Below are 26450 nucleotides of genomic sequence, written 5' to 3'. Positions count from 1 at the left end.
ATCCGGGCGATTACCGCAAGACGCCACCAAGTTCGACCAACACTGCGTTTTCAAGACGCAAAGGAAACTCAAGTTTCCCGCAAAGAAATAACGCCAGGCGGCGTAATAAGCATTTTTCGCGCAGGAAAACGGCATCGCCGAAGGCTTTGGTGCCGCCGCAGGCCATCGCACCGTCCTGCCTACAATGCACCGATGGAAACGCCTTTGGACCCCTTTGACCGCAAGATTCTGGAGTTCGTGCAACGCGATTGCCAAGTCAATGCCGAAGTGATTGCCGAAGCAGTTGGACTCTCAGCATCAGCTGTGCAACGGCGCCTTCGTAGGCTGCGGGCCGAGAAAGTGATCACGGCCGAGGTGGCCATCGTGGACCCGCAAGTGGTGGGCCAACGCATGCAGTTCATTGCCGGCATTGAACTCAAGGACAACTACGAAGCCCTGCCCCGCATTCGCACCTGGGTACAAAAAGAACCCGAGGTGCAACAGCTTTTTTATGTGACCGGCGCGGTCGATCTGGTCATGGTCATCCTGAGCAAAAGCGTGAAGGAATACGACGCACTCTCCGCCCGGCTGATGGCGGAGGTGCCACAGGTCATCCGCATGACCACCAATGTGGTGATCGATGCGATGAAGTCCGACCTGTACGTGCCGGTAGACGAATAAGTCGGCGCGTCGCCAGCTACAGCGCTTTGACTGGAACGCACAGTTCGCAGCTGAACACCCCTGTCGCCGAGTCGTAATGTGTGTCGGGCGGCATGTGCTCGAACACCGGGCGGCCGTCCAGTTGCATGCCGCTGGCGGGAAGCCAGTCACGCAGTAGCTCGGTCCAGGCCAGCGTAAGCTGGGGCACCGCCCCTTTGAATGAAGCCACGGCGTATCGGCCACCGGGCAATGTAGTGATGGAGGTCGGACTCTTGGCGACAAAGCCGTCCGGCACCGCCACGCAGGCGTCGTAGCGACACTGGGCGGCGGGCGTGATGTGCGGGTCGTCCTGGCCGATGCCATAGCAAGACGCACCGGGCAGCAGGCCCTGTGCGCTGGCCCAGGGCACAAAGGTCTGGCTCCAGAACTGGTTGATGGGCAGGCCGTAGGGGCCGATGTGGCGCATATAGGCCACGCGCACGGCGGGCAGCTGAGTGATGGTGACTTGCATGAGGGCGAATTCCCTGGAGTTGGACAGGCCTGCATGGTCGCCAGAAGCGGCATCTGCCGCCTGATCGTGCTTGCCTTCCGTCTGATCCAGATTGCGCTCCGCTAGGCGGCGCGCGTGCTGCAACTCTTGCGCCCAGCGCTGCGGAGTGTTGGTGCGCCAGGCCGTGGGCGTGCAGCCAAAGTGCAGCTTGAAGGCGCGGGCAAACGCCTCGCCCGAGCCAAAGCCCACGCTCTGAGCCACCTGCAGCACGCCGACACGGGCATTGGCGGCGAGGTGCAAGGCCCCCACTTCCAGGCGCCGGCGACGCACGTAGTCGCCCAGGGTCTCGCCCATCCAGGCGGCAAACATGCGGTGGAAATGGAAGGCCGAGAAGTGCGCCACCTCTGCCAGCGCGGCCAGCTCCAGCGGAGTGTCCAGGTGCCGGTCGATATGGTCCAGCACCCGGTTCATGCGCTGCGTGTACTCCGCCGCAGGGCTGCGGGCCAGGACAGAAGAAGTCATGGCCCGCAGTGTAACGCTCCTGATTCAGGAGCTGCTCGCGCACATTCCACGCGGGCTGGAAGCCAATTTCTCTTAGATGCAGACTCAGTTCGCGGGCTTGGGTGGCGGTGGGGACTTGTTGCCGCTGTCGCCCTGGCCGTGCCCTTGGGGCGGACGCGCCGGGCGGCAGGCCAACGGTTTGCCTTCGGGGGCGCCGCAGGTGCCGCTCATGCTGCCCTGGGGCGTGGTCATGGTGCAGGCGGCGCCACTGGCCAGCGATGTGCAGGCGGCCAGCGCATCGGGTGGCGGGCCCCGGTGCTCACCACCTTGTCCATTGCCTTGACCCTCGGGCGGTTTGGGCGGCGGGTTCTGCTGGGCCAAGGCACTGCCCAGCAGGCACAGACCGCCCAGGGTGGCAACCAGAAATGATCGGTGGATTCCTTGCATCACGCGCTCCTTTGCATATGGCCTGCAGGGTGCCGGCCCGCAGCCAGCGTAGCAGCGCCATGTATCTTCTTTGCAAAGAAGCGCCCGCTTTTTGGCGGGGCAAAGCGGTGCTTTTCTGCGCTTCAGGCCTGCCACCCCGGCCTAGCATGGCGCATGATCCGGATCTTCATTGGTTATGACCCGCGCGAAGCCGTGGCGTACCACGTGTGTGCCAACAGCATCGTGCGGCACGCACGGCAGCCCGTGGCCATCACGCCACTGGCGCTGCACACCCTGCCCGACTACCGCGAGACCCATGGCGACGGTAGCAACCAGTTCATCTACAGCCGCTTTCTGCTCCCGCACCTGACCGACTACAGCGGCTGGGCGATCTTCATGGACGGTGACATGGTTCTGCGCACCGACATCAGCGAACTCTGGGCCCTGCGCGACGAGAGCAAGGCCGTGATGTGCGTGCAGCATGACTACAAGACCAAGGCCCAGGGCAAGTACCTCGGCTCCAAGAACCAGGACTACCCGCGCAAGAACTGGTCCAGCGTGGTGCTGTGGAACTGCGGCCACCCGGCCAACCGTGTGGTGACCCCCGCCTTTGTCGAAAACGGCACCGGTGCGCAGCTGCACCGCTTCACATGGCTGGCGGACGAGCAAATCGGCGCACTGCCGCGTGAATGGAATTGGCTACCACAGGAGTTTGGCGCCAACCCCGATGCCAAACTGCTGCACTGGACGCTGGGTACGCCTTGCTTTCACGAGTACGCCGATGATCCCATGGCCGCCGAGTGGCATCGCGAGCGCCTGCTAGCCGACTACTCGCAACAGCGCCATGGCTGAGGCCACACCCGGACTGGACCATGCACTGGCGGGCGACCACTTGCTGGCGCAAGGCCAGTTCGCCCAGGCCTTCGATGCCTACGCCTCGGCGCTGCAGGCCCAGCCCCAAAACGCGTACTGGCGCTTTCTGGCCGGTGAATCCCTGTTCCACTTGGGCCGCTATGAGGATTGCGTGGCCCTGCTGCACGACCTGAATCCGGGTGCGGACGCTGCACTGGCCATCGAACATGCGATGACCTTGGGCCGCGCCCTGCAGCTCACCGGGCAACACACGGCGGCGGAGATGCAGCTCATCAAGGCCTTTATGCTGGACCCGGGTCACGAAGAAGCGGCCTACAACCTGGGAGTGTTCTACGAACAGGCTGGCATGCCAGAGCAGGCCGTGTCCTTTTTGCAGGCAGCCGCCCAGCGCCACCCGCATTCGGTGCGCCTGCACTACAACCTGGGCAGCTGTCTGGCCCAGTGCGGTCAGACGGCTGCAGCCGCCTCCGCCTTGCGCGCCACCCTGACATTGCACCCCGCACATGTGGAAGCGCACCACAACCTCGCCCTGCTCTACCTTCGCCAGGGCCGGCTAGCGCAGGGCTGGCCACACTACGCTTGGCGCTTCAACCGCCATGCCCATGAAGGTGCAATCGCGGATTGGCAACCCCACACACCAGCACTGCCAGCCGACTTGCACGGCCACACAGTATGGGTGCAGGGAGAACAAGGCATCGGCGACGAGCTGTTTTTCATGCGTTTCCTGCCAGCCTTGCACGCACTTGGCGCACGGGTGCACTACCAGCTGTGCAACACCAAACTGGCACCACTTCTATGCCAGCCGGCCTTTGCCTCGCTCGTTCAAACGCCCCCCCCAGAGGCACCCGCGCCCCTCAGGCTGCAGATCGGTGACCTGCCCCTGGCTTTGGGCGGCACGCAGGCAAACCATTACCCCGCCGCCGTGCCGCTACAGGCCAACGCCACCCTGCGTGCACGCCTGCAGCAGCAACACCCGCTCTTGGCCAGCCCCCGCCGCAAGCTGGGGCTAGCCTGGCGCGCAGGCACGCAAGCCCAGCCGCAGGGGTTTGCCACGCAACGCTGGCTGCAAAAATCCGCTCCACTGGATGGCATTCTGGACGTTCTTGCAACGCTGGACGTGGAGGTCGTGGTTTTGCAGCGGGAGCTACAGCCCCAGGAGTGGGCGCATGTGCAAACCCGTCTGGGCGAAGACCGGGTGCTGGACGCCAGTGGGTACGACCAGGATCTGGACGAACTGCTCGCCCTCTTGTCGTGCCTGGACGGACTGGTGGGCGTGAGCAACACCAATGTGCACCTGTGCGCTGGGCTGGGCATCGGCGGGGATGTGCTGGTGCCGGCCCCCGCAGAATTCCGTTGGCAAGAGGAAGGCTCCCCCTCGCCCTGGTTCCCCGGCTTTGCCGTACACCGGCAAAGCGCTGGGGCAGACTGGCAAGCCCCGATGGCCACGCTGGCAGCCTCGTTGCATGCGCGCTACGGGGTGGACCAGCGGCAATAGGGGTGTGCAGCCAAACTGGAATTGAAGTAGCGCGCGTCCTGCGTTACCTCAGCGCCCAGCCAGCCGGGGCGCACAAACGCCTGGTCTTCAGACAGCAGCTCCACCTCGGCCACCACCAGCCCGGCGTTGTCGCCGGCAAACACATCCAGTTCCCACACAGTGCCTGCGTGGGTCAGCACATGGCGGGTTTTCTCAATCAAGGGGCCCTCACACAGGGCCAGCAGGGCTTCGGCGTCGGCCAGGGGAATGGGGTACTCAAACTCGGCACGGGTTGCGCCCACACTCACGCCTTTGATGGTGAGATAGGCCACCGCCCCCGCCACGCGCACGCGCACCGTGCGGGCCTTGTCCCGATTCAGGTAACCCTGGCGAAACACCACTCCAGGCACCTGCAACCAGGGCTGGCCCATTACCAAAAACTTGCGTTCAATTTCTACGGCCATGGCGGCATGCATCCTTCAAGAAAAAATGGGCTGCGACGGCTACACTGGGTCACCATGCTCGTGCCACGCCCCACCAACCCTGAAGTGTGCCCGCTATGCGGGCAAGGGAACCAATGCGCCATGGAACTGGAACGCGCCACTGGCCAAAAACGGCCACCCTGCTGGTGCACCGAGGCGACCTTCAGCACAGAGCTGCTGGCCCGCATTCCGGTACTTGACCGTGGCAAAGCCTGTATTTGTGCTGCGTGCGCAGCGGCCGCCGAACGGAACGCAGGCTGACTCGCCCGCGCTGGGGGCTCACTCCACCTTGTGTAGCGAAGCCAGATTGATCAAGGCCGACAGTACCTCGGGCTTGAAGCCCACGCGGTTGCGCGTACTGTCGCTGTAGCCACCGCTCAGCACCAGGGTCTGCAGGTACTCCACGCAGTCGCGGTGGCCCCAAAACTTTTCTATGGCCAGGGCGATACGGATGTGGTGCTCGGCAATGATGGCCATTTCATGGTCAATGCGCGCTTGCAGCGGTCGCTCATGAAACGGCATGGGGCGCGTTGGCAGATCATCCTCCTCCCACTGCAAAGAGGGAAAGCCGGTTTCGTGAAAACGGGAGTCTTTCGGGTCTGGCACCGTGCGCCTCGTGGTGGTCTTGCCTGCACTCTACCGCATACCGCGCAAACAATCACGCGGCACAATACCCCTATGCCCAGCTTGCCCCCTTTCATCGCTCCCGCCCGCTTTACCGAACCGGCCGCCGCGCTGGCCCAGGTCCAGCGCATTTACGACAGCAGCATCCAGCATTTGCGCCAAGCCATGCAGCAGTTTGTGGCTGGCAACGACAGCCAAGGCCATGTGCGCGCTTGCTACCCGCTGGTGCGCATCCACACCGATACGGTATCGCGCAAACCGGGCTCCGAAGCAGCGCGCCTGAGCTTTGGCTTTGTGGCTGGCCCCGGCCGGTTTGAAACCACGCTGACCCGCCCCGACCTCTACAGCAGTTATTACCTGGAACAGTTCCGCCTGCTGCTGCAAAACCATGGCGTGGAGCTGGAGGTGGGCACCAGCAGCCAGCCCATTCCGGTTCACTTCTCGTTTGCCGAACACGACCACGTGGAGGGCCAAATGAACGCCGAACGCCGCACGCTGATGCGCGATGTGTTCGACCTGCCCGACCTGGCCGCCATGGACGACGGCATTGCCAACGGCACCTACAGCCCCAAGGCTGGCGAGCCCCAACCTCTGTCGCTGTTCACCGCGCCGCGGGTGGACTATTCGCTGCACCGGCTGCGCCACTACACCGGCACGGCGCCCGAGCACTTCCAGAATTTTGTGCTGTTCACCAATTACCAGTTCTATATCGACGAATTCGTGCGCCTGGGCCATGCCGAGATGGCCAAGCCCGACAGCGAGTACGTTGCCTTTGTGGAGCCCGGCAATGTGGTCACCCGCCGCGTGGGGCTGCCCGCCCAGACCACTGACGCCTTGGGCGCTGCGCCACCGCGCCTGCCCCAAATGCCGGGCTACCACCTGGTGCGCGCCGACAACGCCGGCATCACCATGGTCAACATCGGCGTGGGCCCGGCCAATGCCAAGACCATCACCGACCACATCGCGGTGCTGCGCCCACATGCCTGGATCATGCTGGGCCACTGCGCGGGCCTGCGCAACAGCCAGCAGCTGGGCGACTACGTGCTGGCCCACGGCTATGTGCGCGAGGACCATGTGTTGGACGAAGAGCTGCCGCTGTGGGTGCCGATCCCGGCGCTGGCAGAAATTCAGCTGGCGCTGGAGCAGGCGGTGGCCGATGTCACCCAAATCCAGGGTGCCGCACTCAAGAGCATCATGCGCACGGGCACCGTGGCCAGCACCGACAACCGTAACTGGGAACTACTGCCTGACAACACACCCCAGCGCCGCTTCAGCCAGAGTCGCGCCGTGGCGCTGGACATGGAAAGCGCCACCATTGCGGCCAACGGTTTCCGCTTCCGCGTGCCCTACGGCACTTTGCTGTGTGTGAGTGACAAGCCCCTGCACGGCGAAATCAAGCTGCCTGGCATGGCCAACCACTTCTACCGCGAGCGCGTAGACCAACACCTACGCATCGGCATCCGCGCGCTGGAACTGCTGCGTGCCCAGGGGGTAGACCAGTTGCACAGCCGCAAGCTGCGCAGCTTTGCTGAGGTGGCCTTCCAGTAAACGCATGGAGAAGCTCAATGTCCTGACCATTTTGGTCCTGACGGCGCTCAACCTGAGCACTGTCTCCGTCGCTCTGCTCCTGATCATGGGCCAGGGCATCAGCCGCGCCGCCCGCCTGGCCCAATTCAGCCTGTTGAGCCAAACACTGGGCTGGGTTGCCATCATCGCCTCGGGCTTTGCCTTTGGCCACTGGCTGGACCCCGTGCTGTCCACGATGGCCATGGTGATGGCCTCCGTGGCCAATTACCTGATGTTCCTGGCCTTGCAAGCCTGGCTGGGGCCCCGCCGCAACCAACGCGCCCTGCTCGCCCTGCTGATCTTGATGCCCATCGGGTACGCCTTGAGTTTTGAAAACTACAGCCTGCGCGTGGGGTATGCCAATCTGCTGTTTGCAATCCAGTTGACCATCGTGGCCCAGGCTGCACTGGGGCCTCGCCAGCCAGCGAGCTTGCGTTGGCGTGCCCTGGTGGCCCTGTGTTACGGGGCAGTCGCCTGCGCATCACTGGCCCGTGGCGTACTGGGTGCGTTTTACCCCGAGCTTTACCCCACCTTCGACGCGCCCCACCCTGTGAACGTGGCGGCACAACTCACGGCCAATCTGGCTTTGGTGCTGACCACCGTGGCGGTACTCGTGGCCTGGCGCGAAGAGGCTGAGGGCCAGCTGCGCGAACAGGCGTTTACCGATAACCTCACCGGTCTGCTCAACCGCCATGGCTGGGATGACCGGGCCCCCGCCCTGTTCGACCAGGCACGACGCCACCGCACCCCGCTGGCGCTGATCATGCTGGACCTAGACCACTTCAAACGCATCAACGACACGCAGGGCCACGAAGTGGGTGACCAGGTGTTGCGTATGGTCGGCAAGGTGCTGCAGTCCAACCGCCGCAGCAGCGATCTGGCAGCGCGCATTGGCGGCGAAGAGTTTGCCCTGCTGCTACCGCAGACGGACAAACGCGCGGCCCTGCACGTGGAGCAACGACTGCGCCTGGCCCTGTTGGAAGAAGGCATCCAGCAGCCCACGCTGCGCGTGGGCTACAGTGCCGGCCTGGCCTTGCTGAAGCCTAACGACCAGAAACTCACCGACTTCATGGTGCGCGCCGATACCGCGCTGTACCAGGCCAAGGCGCAGGGCCGGGGCCGGCTGCTGCAGGCAGACTAGACACCCCTGCGGCACAATGGCCGCATGAATGCAAAACTGTTTGAAGTGCAGCACTTGCACAAGCGTTATGGTGACGCGGAGGTGGTCAAAGACCTGTCTTTCGAAATCGCGCCGGGCGAATGCCTGGGTGTGATCGGGCCTAACGGCGCGGGCAAAACGACCACTATCCGCATGTGCCTGGGCCACACCGTGCCCGACGGAGGCAGCATCCAAGCGCTGGGCTTGGAAATGCCACGTGACGCACTGGCCATCAAGGCCCAGCTTGGCGTGGTCACCCAGTTCGACACACTGGACCCCGACTTCAGCTGCGCCGAAAACCTGCTGGTCTTTGGCCGCTATTTCGGCCTGAAAGACGCGGCCATCCAGGCGCGTATTCCACAGCTGCTGGAGTTTGCCGCCCTGACCCACAAGGCCAACGCCAAACCCGGCGAGCTGTCAGGTGGCATGCGCCGGCGACTCTCGTTGGCACGTGCATTGGTGAACGATCCCAAGCTGCTGCTGCTGGACGAGCCAACTACCGGCTTGGACCCACAAGCCCGCCACCTGATGTGGGAGCGCCTGCAGGTACTGCTGCAACAAGGCAAGTCCATCCTGCTGACCACCCACTTCATGGACGAAGCCGAGCGGCTGTGCAACCGCCTGCTAGTGTTGGACCATGGAAAGAAGATTGCGGAGGGCACCCCGCGCGACCTGATCGCCCAGCATTTGGAGCCGGACGTTGTTGAGGTGTTCGGCGTTGGCGCGCTGGCTCTGGTAGACAGCCCCTTGCGCAACCTGGCCGCGCGCATCGAGGTAAGCGGCGAGACCGTGTTTTTCTACACGCAAGACGCCGGCGCCCTGCTGCAGGGCTTGGCCGCTCATCCGCAGCTGCGCACCCTGCACCGTCCGGCCAATCTGGAAGACTTGTTTTTGAAACTGACCGGACGCCAGATCCGCGAGGAAGGTTGATCCCATGACCACCGCTAATTACGTTCAGCCCAAGCCCCAATCCATCTGGCGCGCGCCGGAGGTGTCCTTGCGCTTCTGGCCCGTGTTCCTGCGCAACCTGCTAGTCTGGCGCAAGTTGGCCATTCCCAGCCTTGTCGGCAATATTGCCGAACCCCTCATGTGGCTGGTCGCCTTTGGCTATGGCATGGGCGCCCTGGTGGGCGAGGTCAATGTAGCTGGCCCAGCCGGCAACGTGGCTGTGCCCTACATTCTGTTCCTCGCCAGCGGCTCCATCTGCATGAGCGCCATGCAGGCCGCCTCGTTTGAGGCGCTGTACTCCGCCTTCAGCCGCATGCATGTGCAAAAGACTTGGGACGGCATCATGAACGCCCCGGTGAGTCTGGACAACGTGGTGCTGGCCGAAATGCTCTGGGCTGCCTTCAAGTCCCTGTTCACCGTCACCGCCATCCTGGGCGTCATGCTCGCGCTGGGCATCAGCCACAGCCCCAAGCTGCTGGTGGCCTGGCCCATCCTGTTCGGCGTGGGCATCACCTTCAGCTGCATCGCGCTCATCTTCAATGCGCTGGCCAAAGGCTACGACTTCTTTACCTACTACTTCACCCTTTTCCTCACGCCCATGATGTTCCTGAGTGGCGTCTTTTTCCCGCTCGAACAGTTGCCCGTGGTGGTGCGCGTGGTGGCTGACTGGCTGCCGCTGTCCAACGCAGTAGCCCTGGTGCGGCCTCTGTTCATGGACCAGTGGCCGACGGATGCCCTGCGACATTTGGCGGTGCTGGCGGTGTATGCCGTTGGTGCGTTCTGGGTGGCACTGGCGCTTACGCGCAAGCGGTTTGCGAAGTGAGGTGACGGCTGTTTTCGGCAGAAGCCGACATTCATAGAACGCCCTATTGTGACGAGGCGAAATTCAACTATGGAACACAACAAGAGATTGAAACGCTGGCACTTCATTAGGGAACCTCTCTATTCGCAGTGGCGCCGAGCGCGTTGGCGTTGGCCATTGCTGCTGCTCACGGTGCTGAGCTGCCTTTATGCAGTGCCTCAAATACGCCGACTTGTGCAGGCACCAGTACCGTCGACGAGTCAGGCCGTGTCTGCGCTGCAAGACACAGCCATACAGGCCAAGGGACAACAAGCATTGGATTCGTGGAAAAAAGGCGGGCCAGAGGATTTCAAACAAGCCTACGCTTTGTTTGAAGAGCTCGCTAGCGCCGACGAACCCCACGCACAATTCATGCTCGGCCTAATGCATATGGAAGGTCAATTCGTTCCCAAGAGCGATGCCGTCGCGGCTGTCTGGTTTAGACGGGCTGCAGAGCAGGGATACTCGGATGCCCAGTTCAATTTAGCGCAAATTCTGCAAGACGGTGATGGCGTATCACCAGACGATACCCAAGCCGCCAAGTGGTTCGGTGAAGCCGCAAAAAAAGGGCATAAAACCGCTGCCTACAACTTGGGGCTTATGTACTACTGGGGGCGAGGCGTTGAGAAAAATGATGCTGAAGCCGCAAGGTACTACCAGCAGGCCGTTGATGGCGGTCATATCGGAGCCCACCACAACCTAGGTTTGCTTTATAAAAACGGAGAAGGGGTCCCAGTTAACTACGAGCGGGCGATATCACTTTTTCAGGTTGCTGCAGATGCGAGACATGCCTCGTCTCAAACGACGCTGGGCTACATGTATGCAAAGGGCCTTGGGGTAGCCAAAGATCAGAATAAATCCATCTTTTGGCTTCGAAAGGCTGCAGATTTGGGGGACCCTATTGCCTTACAAATTCTCATGAAATTGGATGGAAAGCAATGATGAAGAGCCTAGCTTCTCAGGCGAGATTCATGTCCGCTTTCAATCTGAAACCGAAGTTCCAAATTGCACCCCAGCCCACCACCTAGGCGGGTGGTGGGGCCTGCGGGCGCAGGCCGCACTTGCGGTTGCCACAGAGCAAGCGCACCGATTAGGGCGTTAACGCAGCAAGCCCACCCCACCAGAAACGGGCGCCCGCGACGCGAGCCGGAGAAGGCGGGCCACGCCGCCCGCCGTGTGCGAACCAAGTGCCAGCAAGATTTTTGCACATAAACCAACTCTATACCCCGTAAATACTGCGCAAGCAGCTACTAAATCAATAGCAAATCAGATGACAAGTCACCGCACTGCCTTGATCAAATCCGCCGCCTTCTCCGCAATCATGATGGTCGGCGCATTGGTGTTGCCACTGACGATGCGGGGCATGATGGAGGCGTCGACGACGCGTAGGCCCTGGATGCCGTGAACGCGGAGTTCGTGGTCCACCACGTCCATGCGGCCTGGGCCCATGCGGCAGCTGCCGACGGGGTGGTAGACGGTGTCCGCGTTCTCGCGGATGAATTGTTCGATCTCAAAATCGTTGCGGGCCGCGGCTGACTTCGGCCCCTCCTTGCCGCCCAAGCCGGTCAGCGCTGCTTGCTGCAACACGGTGCGCATCAGCTTGAAGCCGCGCACCAGACGATCCACGTCGTCACGCTCGCCCAGGAAGTTGGGGTCGATCACAGGCGCCGCAAACGGGTCCTTGCTTGCTAACGTGACACTGCCGCGGCTGTGGGGGCGCAACAGGCAGACGTGGCAAGAATACCCGTGGCCCAGCACCGTGGTGCGGCCGTGGTTCACCAGCTTGGCGATGGCAAAGTGGAACTGCAGGTCAGGCGTGCGCTCGTCGGGCTGACTCTTGATAAAGCCACCGGCCTCGGCAAAGTTGGTGGTGAGCATGCCGGTGCGCTGCTTGCGCCATTCGAAGATGCCGCGCAGCGCATTCACCATGCCAGTGAAGGACACGCCAAATGTCTCCGTCAGTTGCGGTGCATTCACCAGCTGCACGATGTCGATATGGTCATGCAGGTGTTGCCCCACGCCGGGCAGGTCGTGCAGCGTGGCGATGCCGTTCTCTACCAAGTGCTTGTGCGGGCCTATGCCCGAGAGCATGAGGATTTGCGGCGACTGCAGAGCTCCCGCACTGAGAAGCACCTCGCGGCTGCAGCGCAGCTCCTTCATTTCACCCTCGTGCAGAAACTGCACGCCCACGGCGCGCTTGTGCTCCAGCAGGATGCGCGTGGTGTGCGCGCCGGTAAACACATGCAGATTGGGCCGCCCGAGGTTGGGGGTGAGGTAGCCCTTGGCGGCGCTAAAACGCTCACCGTTTTTGTGGGTCACCTGATAAACGCCCACCCCCTCTTGGCTGGCACCATTGAAGTCGGGGTTCACGGCATAGCCGGCCTGGCGCCCCGCCTCTACAAATACCGTGCCCAGTCGGTTCGGGCTTGTCAGGTCCTGCACATGCAGGGGGCCACCCTGGCCATGGAAGGCGTCGCCCCCCCGGGCGTTATTTTCGGCCTTCTTGAAGTAAGGCAGCACCTCGTTATAACTCCACCCGGGATTGCCCTCAGCAGCCCAGTGGTCGTAGTCCTCTTTTTGGCCACGAACATAGATCATCGCGTTGACCGAGCTGGAGCCACCCAGCACCTTGCCGCGCGGCTGGTAGCCACGCCGGCCGTTCAGGCCGGGCTGCGCGGTGGTGTCGAACTTCCAGTTGGCCTGGCCGTTCTTGGCCAGCACCGCGAGCCCCGCAGGGCAATGGATGAGCACACTGCTGTCGGGTGGGCCAGCTTCTAGCAGGGCCACCGTCACGGCGGGGTCTTCGCTCAGGCGGGCTGCCAAAACACAGCCAGCCGAGCCGGCGCCAATGATGATGTAGTCGAACACGTACGGCCTCCTCTTTCGGGGTGACGTTAACGTTACCCCATCGGCCACTAGCCTGCCAAGCCGAGGTTTACCCTTGTTCTATCCCTAAAAAGAATTTTGTAAATTTATATTGCACGCAATTAAATTGTTGACTACAATTCATCCCATGCTGAACCCACGCACCACCTCTGCCAACGACGCTGCCCTGCGTCTGGACAACCAGTTGTGCTTTGCGCTGTATTCCACCTCGTTGGCCATGACCAAGCTCTACAAGCCGCTGCTGGAAGAACTGCAACTGACCTACCCGCAATACCTGGTGATGATGGTGCTGTGGGAGCAAGATGGCCTGAGTGTTTCGGCCCTGGGCGAGCGCCTTTACCTTGACTCCGGCACGCTCACCCCCCTGCTCAAGCGCATGGAGCAGGCCGAGCTGTTGAGCCGACAGCGCAGTGCCGCTGACGAGCGCCGTGTAGAGGTGTTTTTGACCGCCAAGGGCCGCGCCCTGAAAGTGCAGGCTGCCCGCATCCCAGCTTGCGTGTTGGCAGCAGCTGACTGCCCGCTGGACGAACTGATGGACCTGACCCAGCAGGTGCAGGCCTTGCGCCAGCGCCTCACCGCCGACTGACCGACTGACCGCCACATTGAATTACCCACCCCGCTGCAATACCCCGCAGCACTTTATGAAAGAAGCGCCATGAGCAACAAGATCGAAAAAGTGATTTACCAAGCCCACGCCAAGTCCACCGGCGGCCGCGATGGCACGACCCGCACTTCCGATGGTCTGCTGGACCTCAAGCTGGCGGTGCCCAAGGAAATGGGCGGCCCCGGCAACGGCGTGAACCCCGAGCAACTGTTTGCCTCCGGCTACAGCGCCTGCTTCATCGGCGCCATGAAGTTTGTGGCCGGCACGCAAAAGATTGCCCTGCCTGCAGACACCAGCATCAACGCTACAGTCGGCATTGGCCAGATCCCCCAGGGCTTCGGTATCGAAGTGCAACTGGAAGTCTCCATCCCCGGCATGGACAAGGCCGCAGCACAAGCGCTGGTGGACAAAGCCCACCAGGTGTGCCCCTACTCCAATGCCACCCGCGGCAACATCGACGTGACCATCACCGTGGTCTAAATCGGCAGCGTGGGCAGGGCCCCCAGCCCTGTCACCTCGGAGGCCGGTCCCGCTTGGCGGGGCTGGCCTTTTGTCTTATGGTGCCGCGCATGGACACCACCTCCCTTCTCATCCGCAAAGCCCAGCTCGGCCAGACCCTGCTGCACACCTACCCGCTGCCAGCGCTGGCCGATGGCGCCGTGCGGGTACACATTGACCGCTTTGCCCTCACCTCCAACAACATCACCTACGCCGCCTTTGGCGAGGCCATGCAGTATTGGCAGTTTTTCCCGGTGCAAGGCGTGCCGGATGTTGAGCAGTGGGGCCAGATCCCAGTCTGGGGATTTGCCACCGTGCTGCAAAGCCGCCACCCGGAGGTGCCAGTGGGCGAGCGCGTGTACGGTTACTTTCCTATGGCCAGCGCGGTGGACCTGACCCCGGGCAAGGTGCACGCCCAGGGCTGGGCCGATGTGGCGCCGCACCGCGCGCCGCTGCACGCGGTCTACAACCAGTACACCCGCTGCGCCACCGATCCGTTCTACACCGCCGACACCGAAGACCTGCAGGCCTTGCTGCGGCCGTTGTTCATCACCTCCTGGCTGATCGACGACTTTCTGGATGACAACGCCTGGTTTGGCGCAGGTGATATCGGTACGCCCTGCATCCTGCTCTCCAGTGCTTCCAGCAAAACGGCCTATGGCACTGCTTTCCAGCTGGCGCAGCGGGCGGGCATCGAGGTGGTGGGCCTCACCTCGGAGCGCAATGTGGCGTTCTGCCAAAGCCTGGGCGTGTACCACCGTGTTCTGACCTATGCGCAGCTGGACCAGGTAGCACCCGGCACACCCTCCATCTATGTGGACTTTGCGGGCAATGCGGCGTTTCGCAAGGCGCTGCACACGCATTGCACGGCACTGGTCTACAGCAGCTCCATTGGTGGCACGCATGTGGCCGAGCTGGGCAGTGGCAAGGACCTGCCTGGCCCCCGCCCCACGCTGTTTTTTGCGCCCGCCCAAATCAAGAAGCGCAGCAGCGAATGGGGCGGTGCCGAGCTGAACCGGCGACTCGCACAGTCGTGGCAGGCCTTTGTGGCGCGGGTGCAGCAGGCACCAGCGCCGTGGTTGCAGGTGCAGCACCACACAGGGCCAGCGGCGGTGCAGGCGGCCTACGTGGCCCTCCTGGCAGGCGATAGCAACCCACGCACCGGCCACATGCTGTCGCTCTGAAACCCGCAACATCGGCGGAGTTGACCTTCGTCAAAGCGCGGGAAACCCACGCCTGCAAACTTGTCGTCAGGCGTATCGCGCATGATGGCGGGCCCACAACCATGAACTCGGAGACCTGATGAGACTGGCCTTGCTGTCGGACATTCACGGCAATATCCAGGCGTTGGACGCCTGCCTCGCCCATGCCCGCGCGCAGCAGGTGCAGCGCTTTGCCTTTCTGGGCGATCTGGTGGGCTACGGCGCCAACCCGGCCGAGGTGGTGGAGCGCGTGTCGCTGCTGACAGAAGAAGGCGCTATCGTCCTCAAAGGCAACCACGACGACATGGCCGTGCGCCCGCCAGCCACCATCAAAACCGTGGGCGACAGCACCGCCACCTGGACCCACCAACAGCTCAGCCCCGTCCAGCGCCTGTGGATAGACAGCCTGCCCTTCACCCACCACCTGGACACGGTGCTGCTGGTGCACGCCAGCGCCGATGGCCCGGAACTCTGGCGCTATGTGTACGACCAGCGCGCCGCCGCCGCCAGCCTGAACGCGGCCTGCGAGTGGCCCGGTGTGCGCTATGTGTTTGGCGGCCATGTGCACCTGCAAACCCTGTACTACCGCGGTGCCACCGATGGGCTGATGTTGTTCACCCCGCAGCCCGGCGTAGCCGTGCCGGTGCCCAAACATCGGCAGTGGCTGGCCACCGTGGGCTCGGTCGGGCAGCCACGCGACGGCAACCCACAGGCCATGTACACCGTGCTGGACACCGAACGTGCGCAGCTCACCTTCCACCGCGTGCCCTACGACCACTACAGTGCTGCCGCAGCCATCCGCCGCGCCGGCCTGCCCGAGTTCTTTGCCCACCGGCTGGAGGAAGGGCGATGAAGCTGTTGGAGCCCGGTGCGACACTGGACGGATTCACCATCGAGGAATGCATCCACTCTGGAGGCATGGCCCATATTTACCGCGTGGTGTACGCCGATGGCCGCCCCGGACCCGGCTTTTCCATGGCCATGAAGATCCCCCGCATGACCGCAGGCGACGGGGCCGAAAACATCGTCAGCTTCGAGGTGGAATGCCAGATCATGCAGGTGCTACAGGGCAAGTACACCCCGCGCTTTGTGGCCGCAGGCGACCTGCAACGCACGCCCTACTTGGTGATGGAGTACGTGCATGGCCACACGCTGCAACACTGGCTCGATGGCCCGCAGCCCCTGGCGGTGGAGATCATCACGCAGCTGGGCGCCGCCACCGCCCGTGCCGCCCATGCCCTGCACCAGCAAAACACCGTGCACCTGGATCTGAAACCCGCCAACGTGTTGCTGCGTGATGACGGCAGTGCCGTGTTGCTGGACTTTGGCCTGTCGTGCCATGCGCACTACCCGGACCTGCTGGCCGAACAGCTGCGCAAGGCGGTAGGCTCACCGGGGTGGATTGCCCCCGAGCAGGTGGTGGGGGTGCGTGGCGACCCGCGCAGTGATGTGTTTGCCATCGGGGTGATGCTCTACCAGCTGTGCACCGGCGAACTGCCCTTTGGCGCGCCGCAAACGGCGGCCGGCCTGCGCCAGCGCCTCTGGGTGGACCCCACGCCACCGCGCAAGCTGCGCCCGGACATTCCGGCCTGGCTGCAAGAAGTGGTTCTGCGCTGCCTGGAGCCCGAGGCGGCCAAGCGTTACCCCTCGGCCGCCCACCTCGCGTTTGACCTGATGCACCCCACACAGGTGCATGTCACCCACCGGGGCACCAATGTCGTGGGCACGCCGTTTCGCACCCACTTCAAGCGCTGGCTCAAGGCGGCGGGCATGCACTACCAGCCCAGCCCGCTGGCGTCTGCCCAGCAGGTGCAAGAAGTCCCGATCGTCATGGTGGCCGTGCCGCACAAGGATGCGAGTGACACCACGCTGTACAGCCTGCGCCAGGCCGTGGCCCGTTCGCTGGGCACTCGCCCCGGCGCGCGGCTGGCCTGCGTCACCGTCATCTCCAGCAGCGAAACCAGCGCATCAGATGAGTCTCGCAGCGAAACGAATGTGCACCGCCGCTACCTGACCGCGCTACGCCAGTGGGCCCAGCCGCTGGACCACCCGGGCCACCAAACCTCGTGCCACGTGCTGGAGAGCGGCGACGTGGCCCAGGCCCTGCTGGACTACGCGCGCGGCAACCACGTCAGCGTCATCGTCATGGGGGCCGCCACGCACGGCCTGAAAACGCAGCGCTTTGTCGCCACCGTGCCCATCAAGGTGGCCATGGACGCGCCCTGTACCGTCATCCTGGTCAAGCAAAACCTGCCGTTTGAACAGCTGGGCACCGAGGCCAGCCCGGCCCCTGCCAAAGGCTACTCCGACTCAGACGCCGACAGTGCCGCAGCACCGGCCACCGCGCTTTACGGCGACGACCTGGGCCCACTGGGCTGAGCCGGGGAAGCCACCTGCCCAGCAGGGGCAAGTCTGCCGACGACAATCGGGGTATGCACAGCACCACGGGCAGCGCCCTTCACCCCTTTGAATCCCTGACCCCCGACCTGGTGCTGGACGCACTGGACAGCGTGGGCCTGCGCGGCGATGGCCGCCTGACCGCCCTGTCCTCCTACGAAAACCGCGTGTACCAGGTGCAGCTCGAAGACGGTGCGCCCGTGGTGGCCAAGTTCTACCGGCCAGAACGCTGGAGCGATGCGCAGATCCAGGAGGAGCACGACTTTGCAGCTGAGTTGATGGCCGATGAAATTCCGGCGGTAGGGCCCCTCGTGTTGAAGGGCCAGACCTTGCACCACTTTGGCGGCTTTGCGTTCAGCGTCAGCCCACGGCGCGGCGGCCGCCCGCCGGAGCTGGACGATGACGAGGTGCTGGAGTGGATTGGCCGCTTTTTGGCGCGCATCCACGCCGTGGGCGCCAAGCACCCCTTTGTGCACCGCCCGGCGCTGGACGTGCAGACCTTTGCCATCGAACCCATGCAGTGGCTGCTGGCCAATAACATGGTACCGATGGACGTGCAAAGCGCTTGGAGCAGCGCCTGTCAAAATGCTATTGATTTGATAGCTGCTCGCGCAGACATGGCGGGCGCAACAGGCCAAAACAAGTCTAATTCCAGCGGAATACGCCAGCTGCGCCTGCATGGCGACTGCCACCCCGGCAACATCCTCTGGACCCCCACCGACGCGACAGCAGCGGCCGGCCCGGGCCCGCACTTTGTCGACCTGGACGACGCCCGCACCGGCCCCGCCGTACAAGACCTGTGGATGCTGCTCAGCGGCGACCGGCAGCAGCAGACGCGCCAACTCGGCATGCTGGTGGACGGCTACGAGCAGTTCCGCGAGTTCGACCGCGCCGAGCTGGCGCTGATCGAGCCGCTGCGCACCCTGCGCCTGATCCACTACAGCGCCTGGCTCGCCCGGCGCTGGAGCGACCCGACCTTTCCCGCCAACTTTCCTTGGTTTGGCAGCAGCGACTACTGGAAAGGCCAGATCCAGATGCTGGACGACCAATGTGAAGCCATGCAGGAAGACCCGCTGGTCGTATGAGCCTGGAACGATTGGTGGGAGGCGCCTGGTGGACCATCACACACTTGGGCTCGTCCAGCCTGCTACTGCCCGCCTGCCTGTTGCTGATGTGGGGGCTGTGGCGCACCGGTCACACCCGCACGCTGCAATGGCTGGTGCTGGCCCTGGGCGGCGCAGTCAGCGTCACCTTGCTTAGCAAGCTGGCTTTTTATGGCTGGGGCCTGGGCGTAGCCGCGTGGGACTTTACCGGCGTGAGTGGCCACACCTTGCTGGCAGCGGCCCTGTTGCCCCTGCTGCTGCGCTGCATGCCGGGCCTGGGGGTGTGGGGTGCTGTGGCGGGCGCGGGTCTGGCGATTGCGGTGGGAGTTTCCAGGGTGGTAGTGGGAGCGCACAGCCCCAGCGAAGTGCTGGCTGCCTGGCTACTCGGCGGCATGGTGGCGGCTGCGGTGCTGGCAACGCTTGGCCGCGTGCACCTGCGCCATCCGGCCCTTGTCGTGGCGCCGTTCTTGCTGCTGGGTTCCTTGCACACCCCGTCGGCCACCTACCTGCCATCCCACAGCTGGGAGGTACGCATGGCGCTCTGGCTCTCAGGCCGGACCACACCGTACACGCGGGCGCATTTGCATGGGCACGCGCCCGACTTGCTCAGCCCAGCACGTCCTTGACACCGTACTGGGGCGCGTAACCCAAGAGTCTGGCCGCCCTGGCGTGCGAGATCAGCGGTGCCGTGCCAGCGAAGCCGGGCGCGAATTCGGTGACCTCGGGCCAGAACTCAGCCATCAGCTTGCGGCCATCCTGCCCGGTCCAGTTGTGCGGTCCGGTGATGAAGAAGGCCTCGTGTTTGTTCTCCAGTTCCACCTCCAGCGCCAGGCGGTGGGCCGTAGCCACGTCGCGCGCGTCCACAAAGGTCCAAAGGTTTTTGTACCAGTTGGCGTACTCGGCCACCAGCGTCCGGTAGAAGGGGCGCTGCGCATCGTCGGGCAGCCAGACCCAAGGCATGCGCAGGCACACCGTGCGCATGCCGGTGCGCTCGGTGTAGGTCTTGCAGATCTGCTCGCTCACCACCTTGCTCAGGCCATAGGGGTCTTGCGGGCGGGCAGGGTGGGCTTCGTCTACGGGGATGGTGAGTGGCGCCAGCCGATGCGTGGCGAACGCAAAGCCCATGGTCGATTCGCTGGAGGTGAATACCACCTTGCCAATGCCCAGCTGGGCCGCCGCTTCGAGCACATTGAAGGTGCCGTTCACGTTGACATCGAACACGCGCTTGGCCGGGTCGTTGAGCGGGTGCGGAATGCCCGCCACATGCATGACGGCTTCGTAGCCGGTCATGGCCTGCAGCACGGCATCGAGCTGCAGCACATCCACGGCATGGTGGGTCACATCGCTGCGCGCCGGGGGCGCCAAGTCCAGCACCCCCACGGTGTACCCGTGCTGCACCAGATCGTCCACAATGTATTTGCCGACGGCACCGGTGCCGCCTGTAACCAGAATTTTTTTCATGGCGCCATGGTAGCGGCGCCAACCGTACCTGGAGTGAAGCGCGCGTGACAACCTTGAACCTGGTAGGTGCCGGCCGTGTCGGCCGCACATTGGCCACCTTGTGGGCGCGGCATGGCGTGTTGGAGATTCAGGATGTACTGACCAGCAACCCGGAAAGTGCTGTGGCGGCGTGTGCGGCCCTGGGCCACGGGCGACCGGTAGCTTGGTTCGGCGACATGCGCCCCGCCGATGTGTGGATGGTGGCCGTGCAAGACGCACGGATTGCCACAGTGGCCGCCACCCTTGCGGCCGCCCACCTTGGTGACGCAAACAGCCCCATCGTCTTCCATTGCAGCGGGGCCCAGAACGCTGGCAGCTTGCAACCCTTGGCCGACAGGGGTTGGCGCACCGCCAGCGCACATTGCATCCTGAGCTTTGCCGAGGTCGAGGCGGCAGTGCAGCAATTTGCGGGAACCGCCTGTGCCCTCGAAGGAGATGCCCACGCGTGTGCGGCACTGGAGGCCGCTTTCCAAGCCATTGGTGGCCATTGCTTCCGGGTGGCGGGAGAAGACAAGGTGCTCTACCATGCCGCGGCGGTGTTTGCGACCAACTTTTTACCCGTGCTGCAGTCCGTGGCGGAAGCAGCCTGGGTACGCAGCGGCGTGCCGCCGGACCTGCTGCCGCAGCTGCGCACTCAGCTGCTGCGAAATGCGGTAGAGAACATCACGCGCCAGGGCCCGGCAGGCGCCCTGACCGGGCCCGCAGCACGCGGTGATGTGGCGGCAATTGAGCAGCAAGCCGCCGTCGTTCACGCATGGGATGCGCCCAGTGGTGATGCCTACCGGGCCCTCAGCACCTTGGCGCTGCGCCTGGCCGGGCACGGGGACTAAGCCTGCCAGGCCTCCCACACGCCCGGTAGCCACTGGGCACCGCCCACCACCAGGGCCAACAGCGCCAGGACCCAAACCACCCCGAGCATGGCACCTGCCAACACGGCCAAGCCGTCGTCAAACACCAGCCCCAAGCCCAGCAACAGCAGGGCCACTGCAGGTACCACATTGCCAAACGGGATGGGCAGAAAAATGGCTCCGGCCATGGCAGCCACCAAGGGTGCCAGCCAGATGCGGTGGCCGGGCTGCACCCACCAACACAAACGGGCCCGCATCACCCGCGCCGCCTGCTCGTAGAGCCAGGCCAGGGTGTGCAGGGCCCGGCGTGCCATGGGGGCCGAGAGCTGCAGCCGCCCCACCCTGCGGGGCATGACCAACCGGGGAAAGTAGCGCCAGATCATCCACGCCAGCGCTGCAAGGCCCAGAGACATCAGGGTGCCTGCGCCCGGCAAGGGCAGCAGGCACGGCACGGTCAGCACCACCAGCAAGGCTCCCGGCCCTCCCCGGCCATGCAGCCGGAACAGCTGCTGCAAGCGCAAGGGTTGGTCTTCCAGCGCGTCAGCCGCTGCCCGCAATCGCCGGGCTTGCATGGGGTCCATGGTCAAGCGCTGCTGCGCGTGCTGCTGGAACGCACACTCAGCCACATGGTGACGGCCAGAATGCCCACCACCACGCCGAGGGACACACCCACCGGAATCTTGTAAATGTCAATCAGGCACATCTTGGTACCGATGAACACCAGGATCACAGCCAGGCCGTAGTTCAACAGGTGGAACTTGTTGGCCACTGCCGCCAGCAGGAAGTACATGGCACGCAGACCCAGGATCGCAAACACGTTGCTGGTCAGCACAATGAAGGGGTCACTGGTGATCGCGAAGATCGCGGGGATGGAGTCCACGGCAAAGATCACATCCGTCAGGGCCACCAGGCAGATCACCATGAACAAGGGGGTCGCGATCTTCTTGCCGTTCTCCACGGTCCAGAAGTTCTCACCATCGTAGTTCTTGCTTACGGGCAAGATCTTGCGCAGCAGCTTCAAGGCTGGGTTGTCGTCCAGACTGGGTTCCTGGCCTGCAGCCCACCACATCTTCACGCCGGTGAGGATCAGGAAGGCACCGAACACGTACAGGATCCAGTGGAACTCGGCCAGCAACCAGCCACCCACCAGAATCATGATGGTGCGCAACACGATGGCACCAATGATGCCAATCATCAGCACCCGCTTCTGGTAGTGCGTGGGCACTGCGAAGTAGGTGAAGATCATCAGGAACACGAAGATGTTGTCCACGGCCAGCGACTTCTCGATGAGGTAGCCGGTGAGGAATTCAAGCGATTTGGTGTTGGCCAGCTCGGTCGACCCAGTCGTGTCTTTGACCGCCCACCAGAACAAACCGTTGAACAAGAAGCTCAAGGCGATCCAGATCAGGGACCAGTTGAGCGCCTCTTTGACGCCAATGTCGTGCGCGCCCTGCTTTTTGAGCACGACGAAGTCAACGAAGAGTGACACCAGAACGATGCCGACGAAAGTGGCCCATAGCCACAGCGGTGCAATTGTTTGCATATGCAAGACCCAGAAATGGTTGAACATTCCCTGTAGGTCTTGCGGGAGAGCGCCGTTGGCGCCTCTGCATGTTCCGGCCGGGGCAGTAAAACCACCCGCGACGTACTGACGAAACATGCAAACCCGACACCTGCGCGCCGGGATTGCTACTCCCCTAAAGGTGCGCGGATCATGGCAGAAACTGCAATGTCCCCACAAATCGAATTGGCTTGCGGCGCATCAAATAGCTATCAATTCAATAGCTGCTCGCGCATATTTAACGCCGGTCAGAGGCCTATATTGCATTGAGTCTTTCGCGCAACAGACGCCAGACATACGCCAGCAGGCTGCCCACCGCCACCACCGCCAGCACCTGTTGGGCGACGTGGTTTTCTGCAAAATCCAGCTCCTCGGTGAGCAGGTGGTAGACGGACAAGGCCACCAACACGGCGGCAATGCGCAACCACCAGCCCGAAGGCGCAAACTGGCGCTCAGGCAAACGGATCCAGATCTGGTGCCCCAGCAAACCCGAGAGCAGGCCCAGGCTGGCGCCCACCGCTACATCGCCCGGCCAATGCGCGCCCACCGCAATGCGCGCCAGGCCGGCGCCAGCCGCCAGCACCAACAGCCACCAATGGCGACGGCGCTGGGCCGCGCTGAGCGCAAAGTAGATGCCGGAGGCCACGGCAAACGCCGTCAGCGTGTGGCCCGAGGGCATGGAGACGTTATGCAGCAGCTCGCCCACCACACGCATCTGCGTGTTGTCCACCACCGCTGCCGGGCGCGGGCTTTCAATGAAGAACTTGCCGGTGCGCGCAAACAGCACGGCAAAGGGCGCCGCACACAACCACGCCACCATCAAACGGGGGGCCAGCACCAGCAAGGGTGCAGTAACCGCCAGCACCCCCCAGCCGTTGCCCAAAAGGGACAAGCCGGTCCAGAACTCGGCCGCCAGCGGCGCGCACCACTGGTTGATGGTGATGAAGAGGCGGGGCTCCCACAGCTGCAACCACAAGGGAGTGCCCAGCACAAACACCACCAGCGGCCACCACCAGGTGCGGGCGTTGACGGGGCTGGTCAGGGCGTGGGGCGTGGAAGCGGGTGGCAGCATGGCAAACGGGATTCAGGGCAAGGGCGCGAGTGTAAGCCGTGGCTGCGGCGTGGCGCCCGCCCAGTCGCGGCAGTCATGGAAGCGAAAGCGGGCCAACGGCCGGCCCCAGTGCGCGACCGGCAGGCTGTCCAGCAAGGTGCAGCTGGCAAAGCCCTGGGCGCCCAGGGGTGGGTCGTAGGCCATGTACGACCAATCCACCAGCAAGGTATTGCCGCCCTGCGGCAGTGCGCCGGTCCAGAGTTGGAACTGCGAATCGCCATCCTCCAGCACGTGCAGCGGCAGCGGGCGCGCATACCAAGCCAGGCGGCTGCCCAGCGTCCAGTTTTGCACCGCCACGCTCTGCAGCCCCTGCTGTTGGGCCAACTCAATAGCGCGCGCACCTGCCACATCCCAACCATGCAAATCGGCAAAGGGGTTGGCTTGTGGTGCCACGGCCGCATCGCTCCCCGCCACCACCGGCCAACCGGCGCTGGCCATCAGGCCCAACAGCCCTGCACAGGCCAAAGCCTGGGCCAGCCCCAGTGCTGCCAGCAGCCAACGTGTCGCTCCTCGCCACAGCGCTACCAGCCCCATGCCTGCAAATGGCGCCAACGCCACCCAGGAGGGGGCCGTCCAGTGCGGCAGCGCAGTCCCGCCACCGGCCATATAGGTGAAGATGGCAAAAGGAATCACAAACAACCAAGCCAGCGGCCGCAGCCGCCGGTCGGCTTGGCGCCAGCCCACCACCGCACACCACAGCAAGGGACCAAACGCCAACAGCTGGGTGAGCACAAAACGCAGCACATGGCTGGCTTGCCACACACTGCCTTTGCCGTGGGCCAGCTGGTAGGTGAATGAGATCCAATGGTTCTGCGCATTCCACACCAGCACGGGAGTGATCAACAGGGCCGCAACGCCCACCGCGGCCCACAACGCCGGGCGACGCAGCACGCCCCAGCCTTGGGCTCCCACGATGCACAGCGCCACCGCCACAGCGGTGAACGCGGCGGTGTATTTCGCCAAGCCAGCCAGGCCCAGCAGCAAACCCAGTACCAACCAAGGCGCGGTGCGCCCGGCGGCCCCGGGCTGCATCAGCGTCCAGGTCTGGTGCACCAAGGCCACCGTCAGTGCCATGAGCAAGGTGTCAGGCAACAAGCCGATGCCCAGCACATGCAGCAGGGGCGCCAACACCAAGGCCAGCACGGCGCCCAGCGCGGACGGGGCCGCATGCGCCTGGCCTGCTAGCCAACGCAGCGTGAGGCGGTACACGCCCCACACAGTGGCCAGCCACAACACGCCTGGAATCAGCCGCAACACGCCGACGGGCGCACCCAGTGCCACCAGGGGCCACTGCACCCAGCCCACCAGCGGCGGGTGGTCAAAGTAGCTCAGCGCAGGGTGCACGGCGTAGAGCAGGTAGTGCGCCTCATCTACCGACAGGCCGATCACGGCACCCAGCACGGCGTGCAGACCAAACACCAGTGCCAGCACCCAAGAGGTACGGTCACGCGCAGAAGGCGGGAACAAAAGTTGCAAGGGAGAAGTCGGAGGAAAATGGAAACTCCCGCAGTCTAATCTGCGCCCCTTTCCCCCCACACCAAGGAGCCCCATGCCTACCTACCATGTTGAACTGCTGGAAGGCCGTACCCAAGAGCAAAAGAAAAAACTCGTGGACGAAGTGACCCGCGTCACCGTTGAAACCTTGGGCTGCTCGCCCGAGGCGGTGGACATCATCATCGTGGACGTGAAGCGCGACAACTGGGCCACGGGCGGCAAGTTCTGGAGCGAGCCACGCGCATAAACGCGCACCGATTTCGCATAAGGCGCATCGTCCCTTGCCACCACCCCGGAGTAAACTGTTTCCATGTGCCAACTGCTTGGAATGAACAGCCATTTGCCGGCCAGCCTGACGCTGAGCTTCACCGGCTTTTCGCAGCGCGGCGGCTGCACCGACCACCATGCGGATGGTTGGGGCATCGCCTTCTTTGAGAGCGAAGGCGACCTGCCCGGCAAGGCGGCGCGGCACTTTGTGGACAAGGAAAGTGCATCGACTTCGCCGATCGCGAAGATGCTCAAGTCCTACCCCATCAAGAGCCACAACGTGGTGGCCCACGTGCGCAAGGCCACGGTGGGGGCGGTCACGCTGGAGAACTGCCACCCCTTCACCCGCGAGCTGTGGGGCCGCTACTGGGTGTTTGCCCACAACGGCGACCTGAAAGAATTCAACCCGCCGCTGCACGGCAGCTTCAAGCCGGTGGGAACCACCGACAGTGAGCTGGCCTTCTGCTGGTTGCTGCAAGAGCTCAACAAGTCCCACGCCACGGTGCCCAGCATCGAGGAATTGACGCACACCCTGTCGGAGCTGGTGCCCAAGATCGCCCGACACGGCACCTTCAACTTTTTGCTAAGCAACGGCCAGGCCCTGTGGGCACACGCCAGCACCAAGCTCTGCTACGTGGTGCGCCAGCACCCCTTCAGCGAAGTACAGCTTAAGGACGAGGATGTGACGGTGGACCTGTCGCAACTGAACGGCCCCGAGGACCGGCTGGTCATCGTGGTGACAGAGCCGCTCACCACCAACGAGGCATGGGTGGCCATGGAGGCCGGTGAGCTGCACGCCTTTGCCGACGGCCAGCCCTTGGCCCGCACCATGTGCAAGGCCACGCTGATTGCCGCCGCTGCTGCGGCAGCGGCCCAGCGCGAAGCCGAAGAGGCGACCCGACACATGCCCCCGCGCTCCGCCGCTGTGCGGGTCGCTGCCCCCCAAGGGGGCTAAT

Annotated in this window: 30 protein-coding genes; 19 read left to right on the top strand and 11 right to left on the bottom strand. The window is 63.7% G+C overall.

Features of this window, described 5'->3' with window-relative positions:
• Positions 1 to 10: 10 nt before the first annotated feature.
• Complete coding sequence (locus tag CHU94_RS19300; protein ID WP_176452058.1) at positions 11 to 166, bottom strand: hypothetical protein; 156 nt, start codon at positions 164 to 166, stop codon at positions 11 to 13.
• A 26-nt stretch (positions 167 to 192) separates the two neighbouring features.
• Here CHU94_RS19300 and CHU94_RS15825 point away from each other — a divergent pair, with 26 nt between their 5' ends.
• Positions 193 to 660, top strand: coding sequence for an Lrp/AsnC family transcriptional regulator (locus CHU94_RS15825; protein ID WP_094481643.1), 468 nt, complete (start codon positions 193 to 195; stop codon positions 658 to 660).
• A 16-nt stretch (positions 661 to 676) separates the two neighbouring features.
• Here the strand turns inward: CHU94_RS15825 and CHU94_RS15820 are convergent, their stop codons facing one another.
• Together CHU94_RS15820 and CHU94_RS15815 are read right to left on the bottom strand one after the other, a co-directional pair.
• A complete protein-coding gene (locus tag CHU94_RS15820; protein ID WP_217901324.1) occupies positions 677 to 1651 on the bottom strand; it encodes a GyrI-like domain-containing protein in 975 nt (324 codons plus the stop codon).
• 84 nt (positions 1652 to 1735) lie between these two features.
• Positions 1736 to 2077 (bottom strand): hypothetical protein, encoded by a 342-nt coding sequence (locus CHU94_RS15815; protein ID WP_094481641.1) that lies wholly within the window; start codon positions 2075 to 2077, stop codon positions 1736 to 1738.
• Positions 2078 to 2230: 153 nt separating this feature from the next.
• Here CHU94_RS15815 and CHU94_RS15810 point away from each other — a divergent pair, with 153 nt between their 5' ends.
• Both CHU94_RS15810 and CHU94_RS15805 read left to right on the top strand, forming a co-directional pair.
• Positions 2231 to 2908, top strand: a complete 678-nt coding sequence (locus CHU94_RS15810) for a glycosyltransferase (protein ID WP_094481639.1) — start codon at positions 2231 to 2233, stop codon at positions 2906 to 2908.
• Positions 2901 to 4424, top strand: coding sequence for a tetratricopeptide repeat protein (locus CHU94_RS15805; protein WP_094481637.1), 1524 nt, complete (start codon positions 2901 to 2903; stop codon positions 4422 to 4424). The genes CHU94_RS15810 and CHU94_RS15805 overlap by 8 nt, the downstream gene beginning before the upstream one ends.
• Here the strand turns inward: CHU94_RS15805 and CHU94_RS15800 are convergent.
• A complete protein-coding gene (locus CHU94_RS15800; protein ID WP_094482789.1) occupies positions 4400 to 4867 on the bottom strand; it encodes a CYTH domain-containing protein in 468 nt (155 codons plus the stop codon). The two genes, CHU94_RS15805 and CHU94_RS15800, sit on opposite strands and share 25 nt — an antisense overlap.
• A 6-nt stretch (positions 4868 to 4873) precedes the next feature.
• Between CHU94_RS15800 and CHU94_RS15795 the strand changes: the two genes are divergently transcribed.
• Positions 4874 to 5146 carry a cysteine-rich CWC family protein gene (locus CHU94_RS15795; protein WP_369597401.1) on the top strand — a complete coding sequence of 91 codons (273 nt, stop codon included), beginning with the start codon at positions 4874 to 4876 and terminating at the stop codon, positions 5144 to 5146.
• Between the two features lie 18 nt (positions 5147 to 5164).
• Here the strand turns inward: CHU94_RS15795 and CHU94_RS15790 are convergent, their stop codons facing one another.
• On the bottom strand, positions 5165 to 5491 hold the full coding sequence (locus CHU94_RS15790) for a hypothetical protein (RefSeq protein WP_141211478.1): 327 nt from the start codon (positions 5489 to 5491) through the stop codon (positions 5165 to 5167).
• Between the two features lie 72 nt (positions 5492 to 5563).
• On the opposite strand from CHU94_RS15790, the gene CHU94_RS15785 reads away from it, so the two are divergent.
• The 5 genes from CHU94_RS15785 (at position 5564) to CHU94_RS15765 (ending at position 10965) form a co-directional block, all read left to right on the top strand.
• A complete protein-coding gene (locus CHU94_RS15785) occupies positions 5564 to 7057 on the top strand; it encodes an AMP nucleosidase (RefSeq protein WP_094481631.1) in 1494 nt (497 codons plus the stop codon).
• Positions 7058 to 7061: 4 nt separating this feature from the next.
• Positions 7062 to 8216 (top strand): GGDEF domain-containing protein, encoded by a 1155-nt coding sequence (locus tag CHU94_RS15780; protein WP_094481629.1) that lies wholly within the window; start codon positions 7062 to 7064, stop codon positions 8214 to 8216.
• 24 nt (positions 8217 to 8240) lie between these two features.
• Positions 8241 to 9164, top strand: coding sequence for an ATP-binding cassette domain-containing protein (locus CHU94_RS15775; RefSeq protein WP_094481627.1), 924 nt, complete (start codon positions 8241 to 8243; stop codon positions 9162 to 9164).
• Between the two features lie 4 nt (positions 9165 to 9168).
• Positions 9169 to 10005, top strand: a complete 837-nt coding sequence (locus tag CHU94_RS15770; protein ID WP_094481625.1) for an ABC transporter permease — start codon at positions 9169 to 9171, stop codon at positions 10003 to 10005.
• A gap of 246 nt (positions 10006 to 10251) precedes the next feature.
• Positions 10252 to 10965, top strand: coding sequence for a tetratricopeptide repeat protein (locus CHU94_RS15765; RefSeq protein ID WP_176452057.1), 714 nt, complete (start codon positions 10252 to 10254; stop codon positions 10963 to 10965).
• A 336-nt stretch (positions 10966 to 11301) separates the two neighbouring features.
• Here CHU94_RS15765 and CHU94_RS15760 read toward each other — a convergent pair whose 3' ends face one another.
• Positions 11302 to 12891: a GMC family oxidoreductase gene (locus CHU94_RS15760; RefSeq protein WP_094481621.1), complete on the bottom strand. Its 1590-nt coding sequence runs from the start codon at positions 12889 to 12891 to the stop codon at positions 11302 to 11304.
• A 145-nt stretch (positions 12892 to 13036) separates the two neighbouring features.
• Between CHU94_RS15760 and CHU94_RS15755 the strand changes: the two genes are divergently transcribed.
• The 7 genes from CHU94_RS15755 (at position 13037) to CHU94_RS15725 (ending at position 19339) form a co-directional block, all read left to right on the top strand.
• Positions 13037 to 13495: a MarR family winged helix-turn-helix transcriptional regulator gene (locus tag CHU94_RS15755; protein ID WP_094481619.1), complete on the top strand. Its 459-nt coding sequence runs from the start codon at positions 13037 to 13039 to the stop codon at positions 13493 to 13495.
• Positions 13496 to 13564: 69 nt separating this feature from the next.
• Positions 13565 to 13993, top strand: coding sequence for an organic hydroperoxide resistance protein (locus CHU94_RS15750; RefSeq protein ID WP_094481617.1), 429 nt, complete (start codon positions 13565 to 13567; stop codon positions 13991 to 13993).
• 89 nt (positions 13994 to 14082) lie between these two features.
• Positions 14083 to 15195, top strand: coding sequence for a DUF2855 family protein (locus tag CHU94_RS15745; RefSeq protein WP_094482787.1), 1113 nt, complete (start codon positions 14083 to 14085; stop codon positions 15193 to 15195).
• 118 nt (positions 15196 to 15313) lie between these two features.
• Entirely contained in the window at positions 15314 to 16066 is a 753-nt protein-coding gene (locus tag CHU94_RS15740) for a metallophosphoesterase (RefSeq protein ID WP_094481615.1), read from the top strand.
• Positions 16063 to 17592, top strand: coding sequence for a bifunctional serine/threonine-protein kinase/universal stress protein (locus CHU94_RS15735; protein WP_094481613.1), 1530 nt, complete (start codon positions 16063 to 16065; stop codon positions 17590 to 17592). Before CHU94_RS15740 ends, CHU94_RS15735 begins: the two co-directional genes overlap by 4 nt.
• 53 nt (positions 17593 to 17645) lie before the next feature.
• Positions 17646 to 18695 (top strand): serine/threonine protein kinase, encoded by a 1050-nt coding sequence (locus tag CHU94_RS15730; protein ID WP_094481611.1) that lies wholly within the window; start codon positions 17646 to 17648, stop codon positions 18693 to 18695.
• Complete coding sequence (locus tag CHU94_RS15725) at positions 18692 to 19339, top strand: phosphatase PAP2 family protein (RefSeq protein ID WP_094481609.1); 648 nt, start codon at positions 18692 to 18694, stop codon at positions 19337 to 19339. The genes CHU94_RS15730 and CHU94_RS15725 overlap by 4 nt, the downstream gene beginning before the upstream one ends.
• Here CHU94_RS15725 and CHU94_RS15720 read toward each other — a convergent pair.
• Positions 19320 to 20174, bottom strand: coding sequence for an NAD(P)-dependent oxidoreductase (locus CHU94_RS15720; RefSeq protein WP_176452056.1), 855 nt, complete (start codon positions 20172 to 20174; stop codon positions 19320 to 19322). The two genes, CHU94_RS15725 and CHU94_RS15720, sit on opposite strands and share 20 nt — an antisense overlap.
• A 44-nt stretch (positions 20175 to 20218) precedes the next feature.
• Between CHU94_RS15720 and CHU94_RS15715 the strand changes: the two genes are divergently transcribed.
• Complete coding sequence (locus CHU94_RS15715; protein ID WP_094482785.1) at positions 20219 to 21043, top strand: Rossmann-like and DUF2520 domain-containing protein; 825 nt, start codon at positions 20219 to 20221, stop codon at positions 21041 to 21043.
• Here CHU94_RS15715 and CHU94_RS15710 read toward each other — a convergent pair.
• From CHU94_RS15710 to CHU94_RS15695, 4 genes are all read right to left on the bottom strand, one after another.
• Entirely contained in the window at positions 21040 to 21642 is a 603-nt protein-coding gene (locus tag CHU94_RS15710) for an exopolysaccharide biosynthesis protein (protein WP_094481605.1), read from the bottom strand. The two genes, CHU94_RS15715 and CHU94_RS15710, sit on opposite strands and share 4 nt — an antisense overlap.
• Positions 21643 to 21644: 2 nt before the next feature.
• Positions 21645 to 22604, bottom strand: a complete 960-nt coding sequence (locus tag CHU94_RS15705; RefSeq protein WP_094481603.1) for a TerC family protein — start codon at positions 22602 to 22604, stop codon at positions 21645 to 21647.
• 274 nt (positions 22605 to 22878) lie between these two features.
• A complete protein-coding gene (locus CHU94_RS15700; protein WP_094481601.1) occupies positions 22879 to 23694 on the bottom strand; it encodes a phosphatase PAP2 family protein in 816 nt (271 codons plus the stop codon).
• A 12-nt stretch (positions 23695 to 23706) separates the two neighbouring features.
• Positions 23707 to 25209: a glycosyltransferase family 39 protein gene (locus CHU94_RS15695; RefSeq protein WP_176452055.1), complete on the bottom strand. Its 1503-nt coding sequence runs from the start codon at positions 25207 to 25209 to the stop codon at positions 23707 to 23709.
• Positions 25210 to 25282: 73 nt separating this feature from the next.
• Between CHU94_RS15695 and CHU94_RS15690 the strand changes: the two genes are divergently transcribed.
• Complete coding sequence (locus CHU94_RS15690) at positions 25283 to 25474, top strand: 4-oxalocrotonate tautomerase (RefSeq protein WP_094481597.1); 192 nt, start codon at positions 25283 to 25285, stop codon at positions 25472 to 25474.
• Positions 25475 to 25537: 63 nt separating this feature from the next.
• Positions 25538 to 26449, top strand: a complete 912-nt coding sequence (locus tag CHU94_RS15685) for a class II glutamine amidotransferase (protein ID WP_094481595.1) — start codon at positions 25538 to 25540, stop codon at positions 26447 to 26449.
• Position 26450: the final 1 nt, after the last annotated feature.

The sequence above is a fragment of the Rhodoferax sp. TH121 genome (assembly GCF_002251855.1).
Classification (GTDB): domain Bacteria; phylum Pseudomonadota; class Gammaproteobacteria; order Burkholderiales; family Burkholderiaceae_C; genus Allorhodoferax.
This window is presented reverse-complemented; position numbering and strand designations above follow the sequence as displayed.

Coding starts and splice junctions, on each gene's coding strand:
- CHU94_RS15720 (WP_176452056.1), bottom strand. CDS start 20,174: ATGAAAAAAATTCTGGTTACAGGCGGCACCGGTGCCGTCGGCAAATAC.
- CHU94_RS15780 (WP_094481629.1), top strand. CDS start 7,062: ATGGAGAAGCTCAATGTCCTGACCATTTTGGTCCTGACGGCGCTCAAC.
- CHU94_RS15700 (WP_094481601.1), bottom strand. CDS start 23,694: ATGCTGCCACCCGCTTCCACGCCCCACGCCCTGACCAGCCCCGTCAAC.
- CHU94_RS15770 (WP_094481625.1), top strand. CDS start 9,169: ATGACCACCGCTAATTACGTTCAGCCCAAGCCCCAATCCATCTGGCGC.
- CHU94_RS15725 (WP_094481609.1), top strand. CDS start 18,692: ATGAGCCTGGAACGATTGGTGGGAGGCGCCTGGTGGACCATCACACAC.
- CHU94_RS15750 (WP_094481617.1), top strand. CDS start 13,565: ATGAGCAACAAGATCGAAAAAGTGATTTACCAAGCCCACGCCAAGTCC.
- CHU94_RS15730 (WP_094481611.1), top strand. CDS start 17,646: ATGCACAGCACCACGGGCAGCGCCCTTCACCCCTTTGAATCCCTGACC.
- CHU94_RS15805 (WP_094481637.1), top strand. CDS start 2,901: ATGGCTGAGGCCACACCCGGACTGGACCATGCACTGGCGGGCGACCAC.
- CHU94_RS15825 (WP_094481643.1), top strand. CDS start 193: ATGGAAACGCCTTTGGACCCCTTTGACCGCAAGATTCTGGAGTTCGTG.
- CHU94_RS15820 (WP_217901324.1), bottom strand. CDS start 1,651: ATGACTTCTTCTGTCCTGGCCCGCAGCCCTGCGGCGGAGTACACGCAG.
- CHU94_RS15795 (WP_369597401.1), top strand. CDS start 4,874: ATGCATCCTTCAAGAAAAAATGGGCTGCGACGGCTACACTGGGTCACC.
- CHU94_RS15705 (WP_094481603.1), bottom strand. CDS start 22,604: ATGCAAACAATTGCACCGCTGTGGCTATGGGCCACTTTCGTCGGCATC.
- CHU94_RS15685 (WP_094481595.1), top strand. CDS start 25,538: ATGTGCCAACTGCTTGGAATGAACAGCCATTTGCCGGCCAGCCTGACG.
- CHU94_RS15785 (WP_094481631.1), top strand. CDS start 5,564: ATGCCCAGCTTGCCCCCTTTCATCGCTCCCGCCCGCTTTACCGAACCG.
- CHU94_RS15690 (WP_094481597.1), top strand. CDS start 25,283: ATGCCTACCTACCATGTTGAACTGCTGGAAGGCCGTACCCAAGAGCAA.
- CHU94_RS19300 (WP_176452058.1), bottom strand. CDS start 166: ATGGCCTGCGGCGGCACCAAAGCCTTCGGCGATGCCGTTTTCCTGCGC.
- CHU94_RS15735 (WP_094481613.1), top strand. CDS start 16,063: ATGAAGCTGTTGGAGCCCGGTGCGACACTGGACGGATTCACCATCGAG.
- CHU94_RS15740 (WP_094481615.1), top strand. CDS start 15,314: ATGAGACTGGCCTTGCTGTCGGACATTCACGGCAATATCCAGGCGTTG.
- CHU94_RS15775 (WP_094481627.1), top strand. CDS start 8,241: ATGAATGCAAAACTGTTTGAAGTGCAGCACTTGCACAAGCGTTATGGT.
- CHU94_RS15745 (WP_094482787.1), top strand. CDS start 14,083: ATGGACACCACCTCCCTTCTCATCCGCAAAGCCCAGCTCGGCCAGACC.
- CHU94_RS15755 (WP_094481619.1), top strand. CDS start 13,037: ATGCTGAACCCACGCACCACCTCTGCCAACGACGCTGCCCTGCGTCTG.
- CHU94_RS15810 (WP_094481639.1), top strand. CDS start 2,231: ATGATCCGGATCTTCATTGGTTATGACCCGCGCGAAGCCGTGGCGTAC.
- CHU94_RS15710 (WP_094481605.1), bottom strand. CDS start 21,642: ATGGACCCCATGCAAGCCCGGCGATTGCGGGCAGCGGCTGACGCGCTG.
- CHU94_RS15815 (WP_094481641.1), bottom strand. CDS start 2,077: ATGCAAGGAATCCACCGATCATTTCTGGTTGCCACCCTGGGCGGTCTG.
- CHU94_RS15800 (WP_094482789.1), bottom strand. CDS start 4,867: ATGGCCGTAGAAATTGAACGCAAGTTTTTGGTAATGGGCCAGCCCTGG.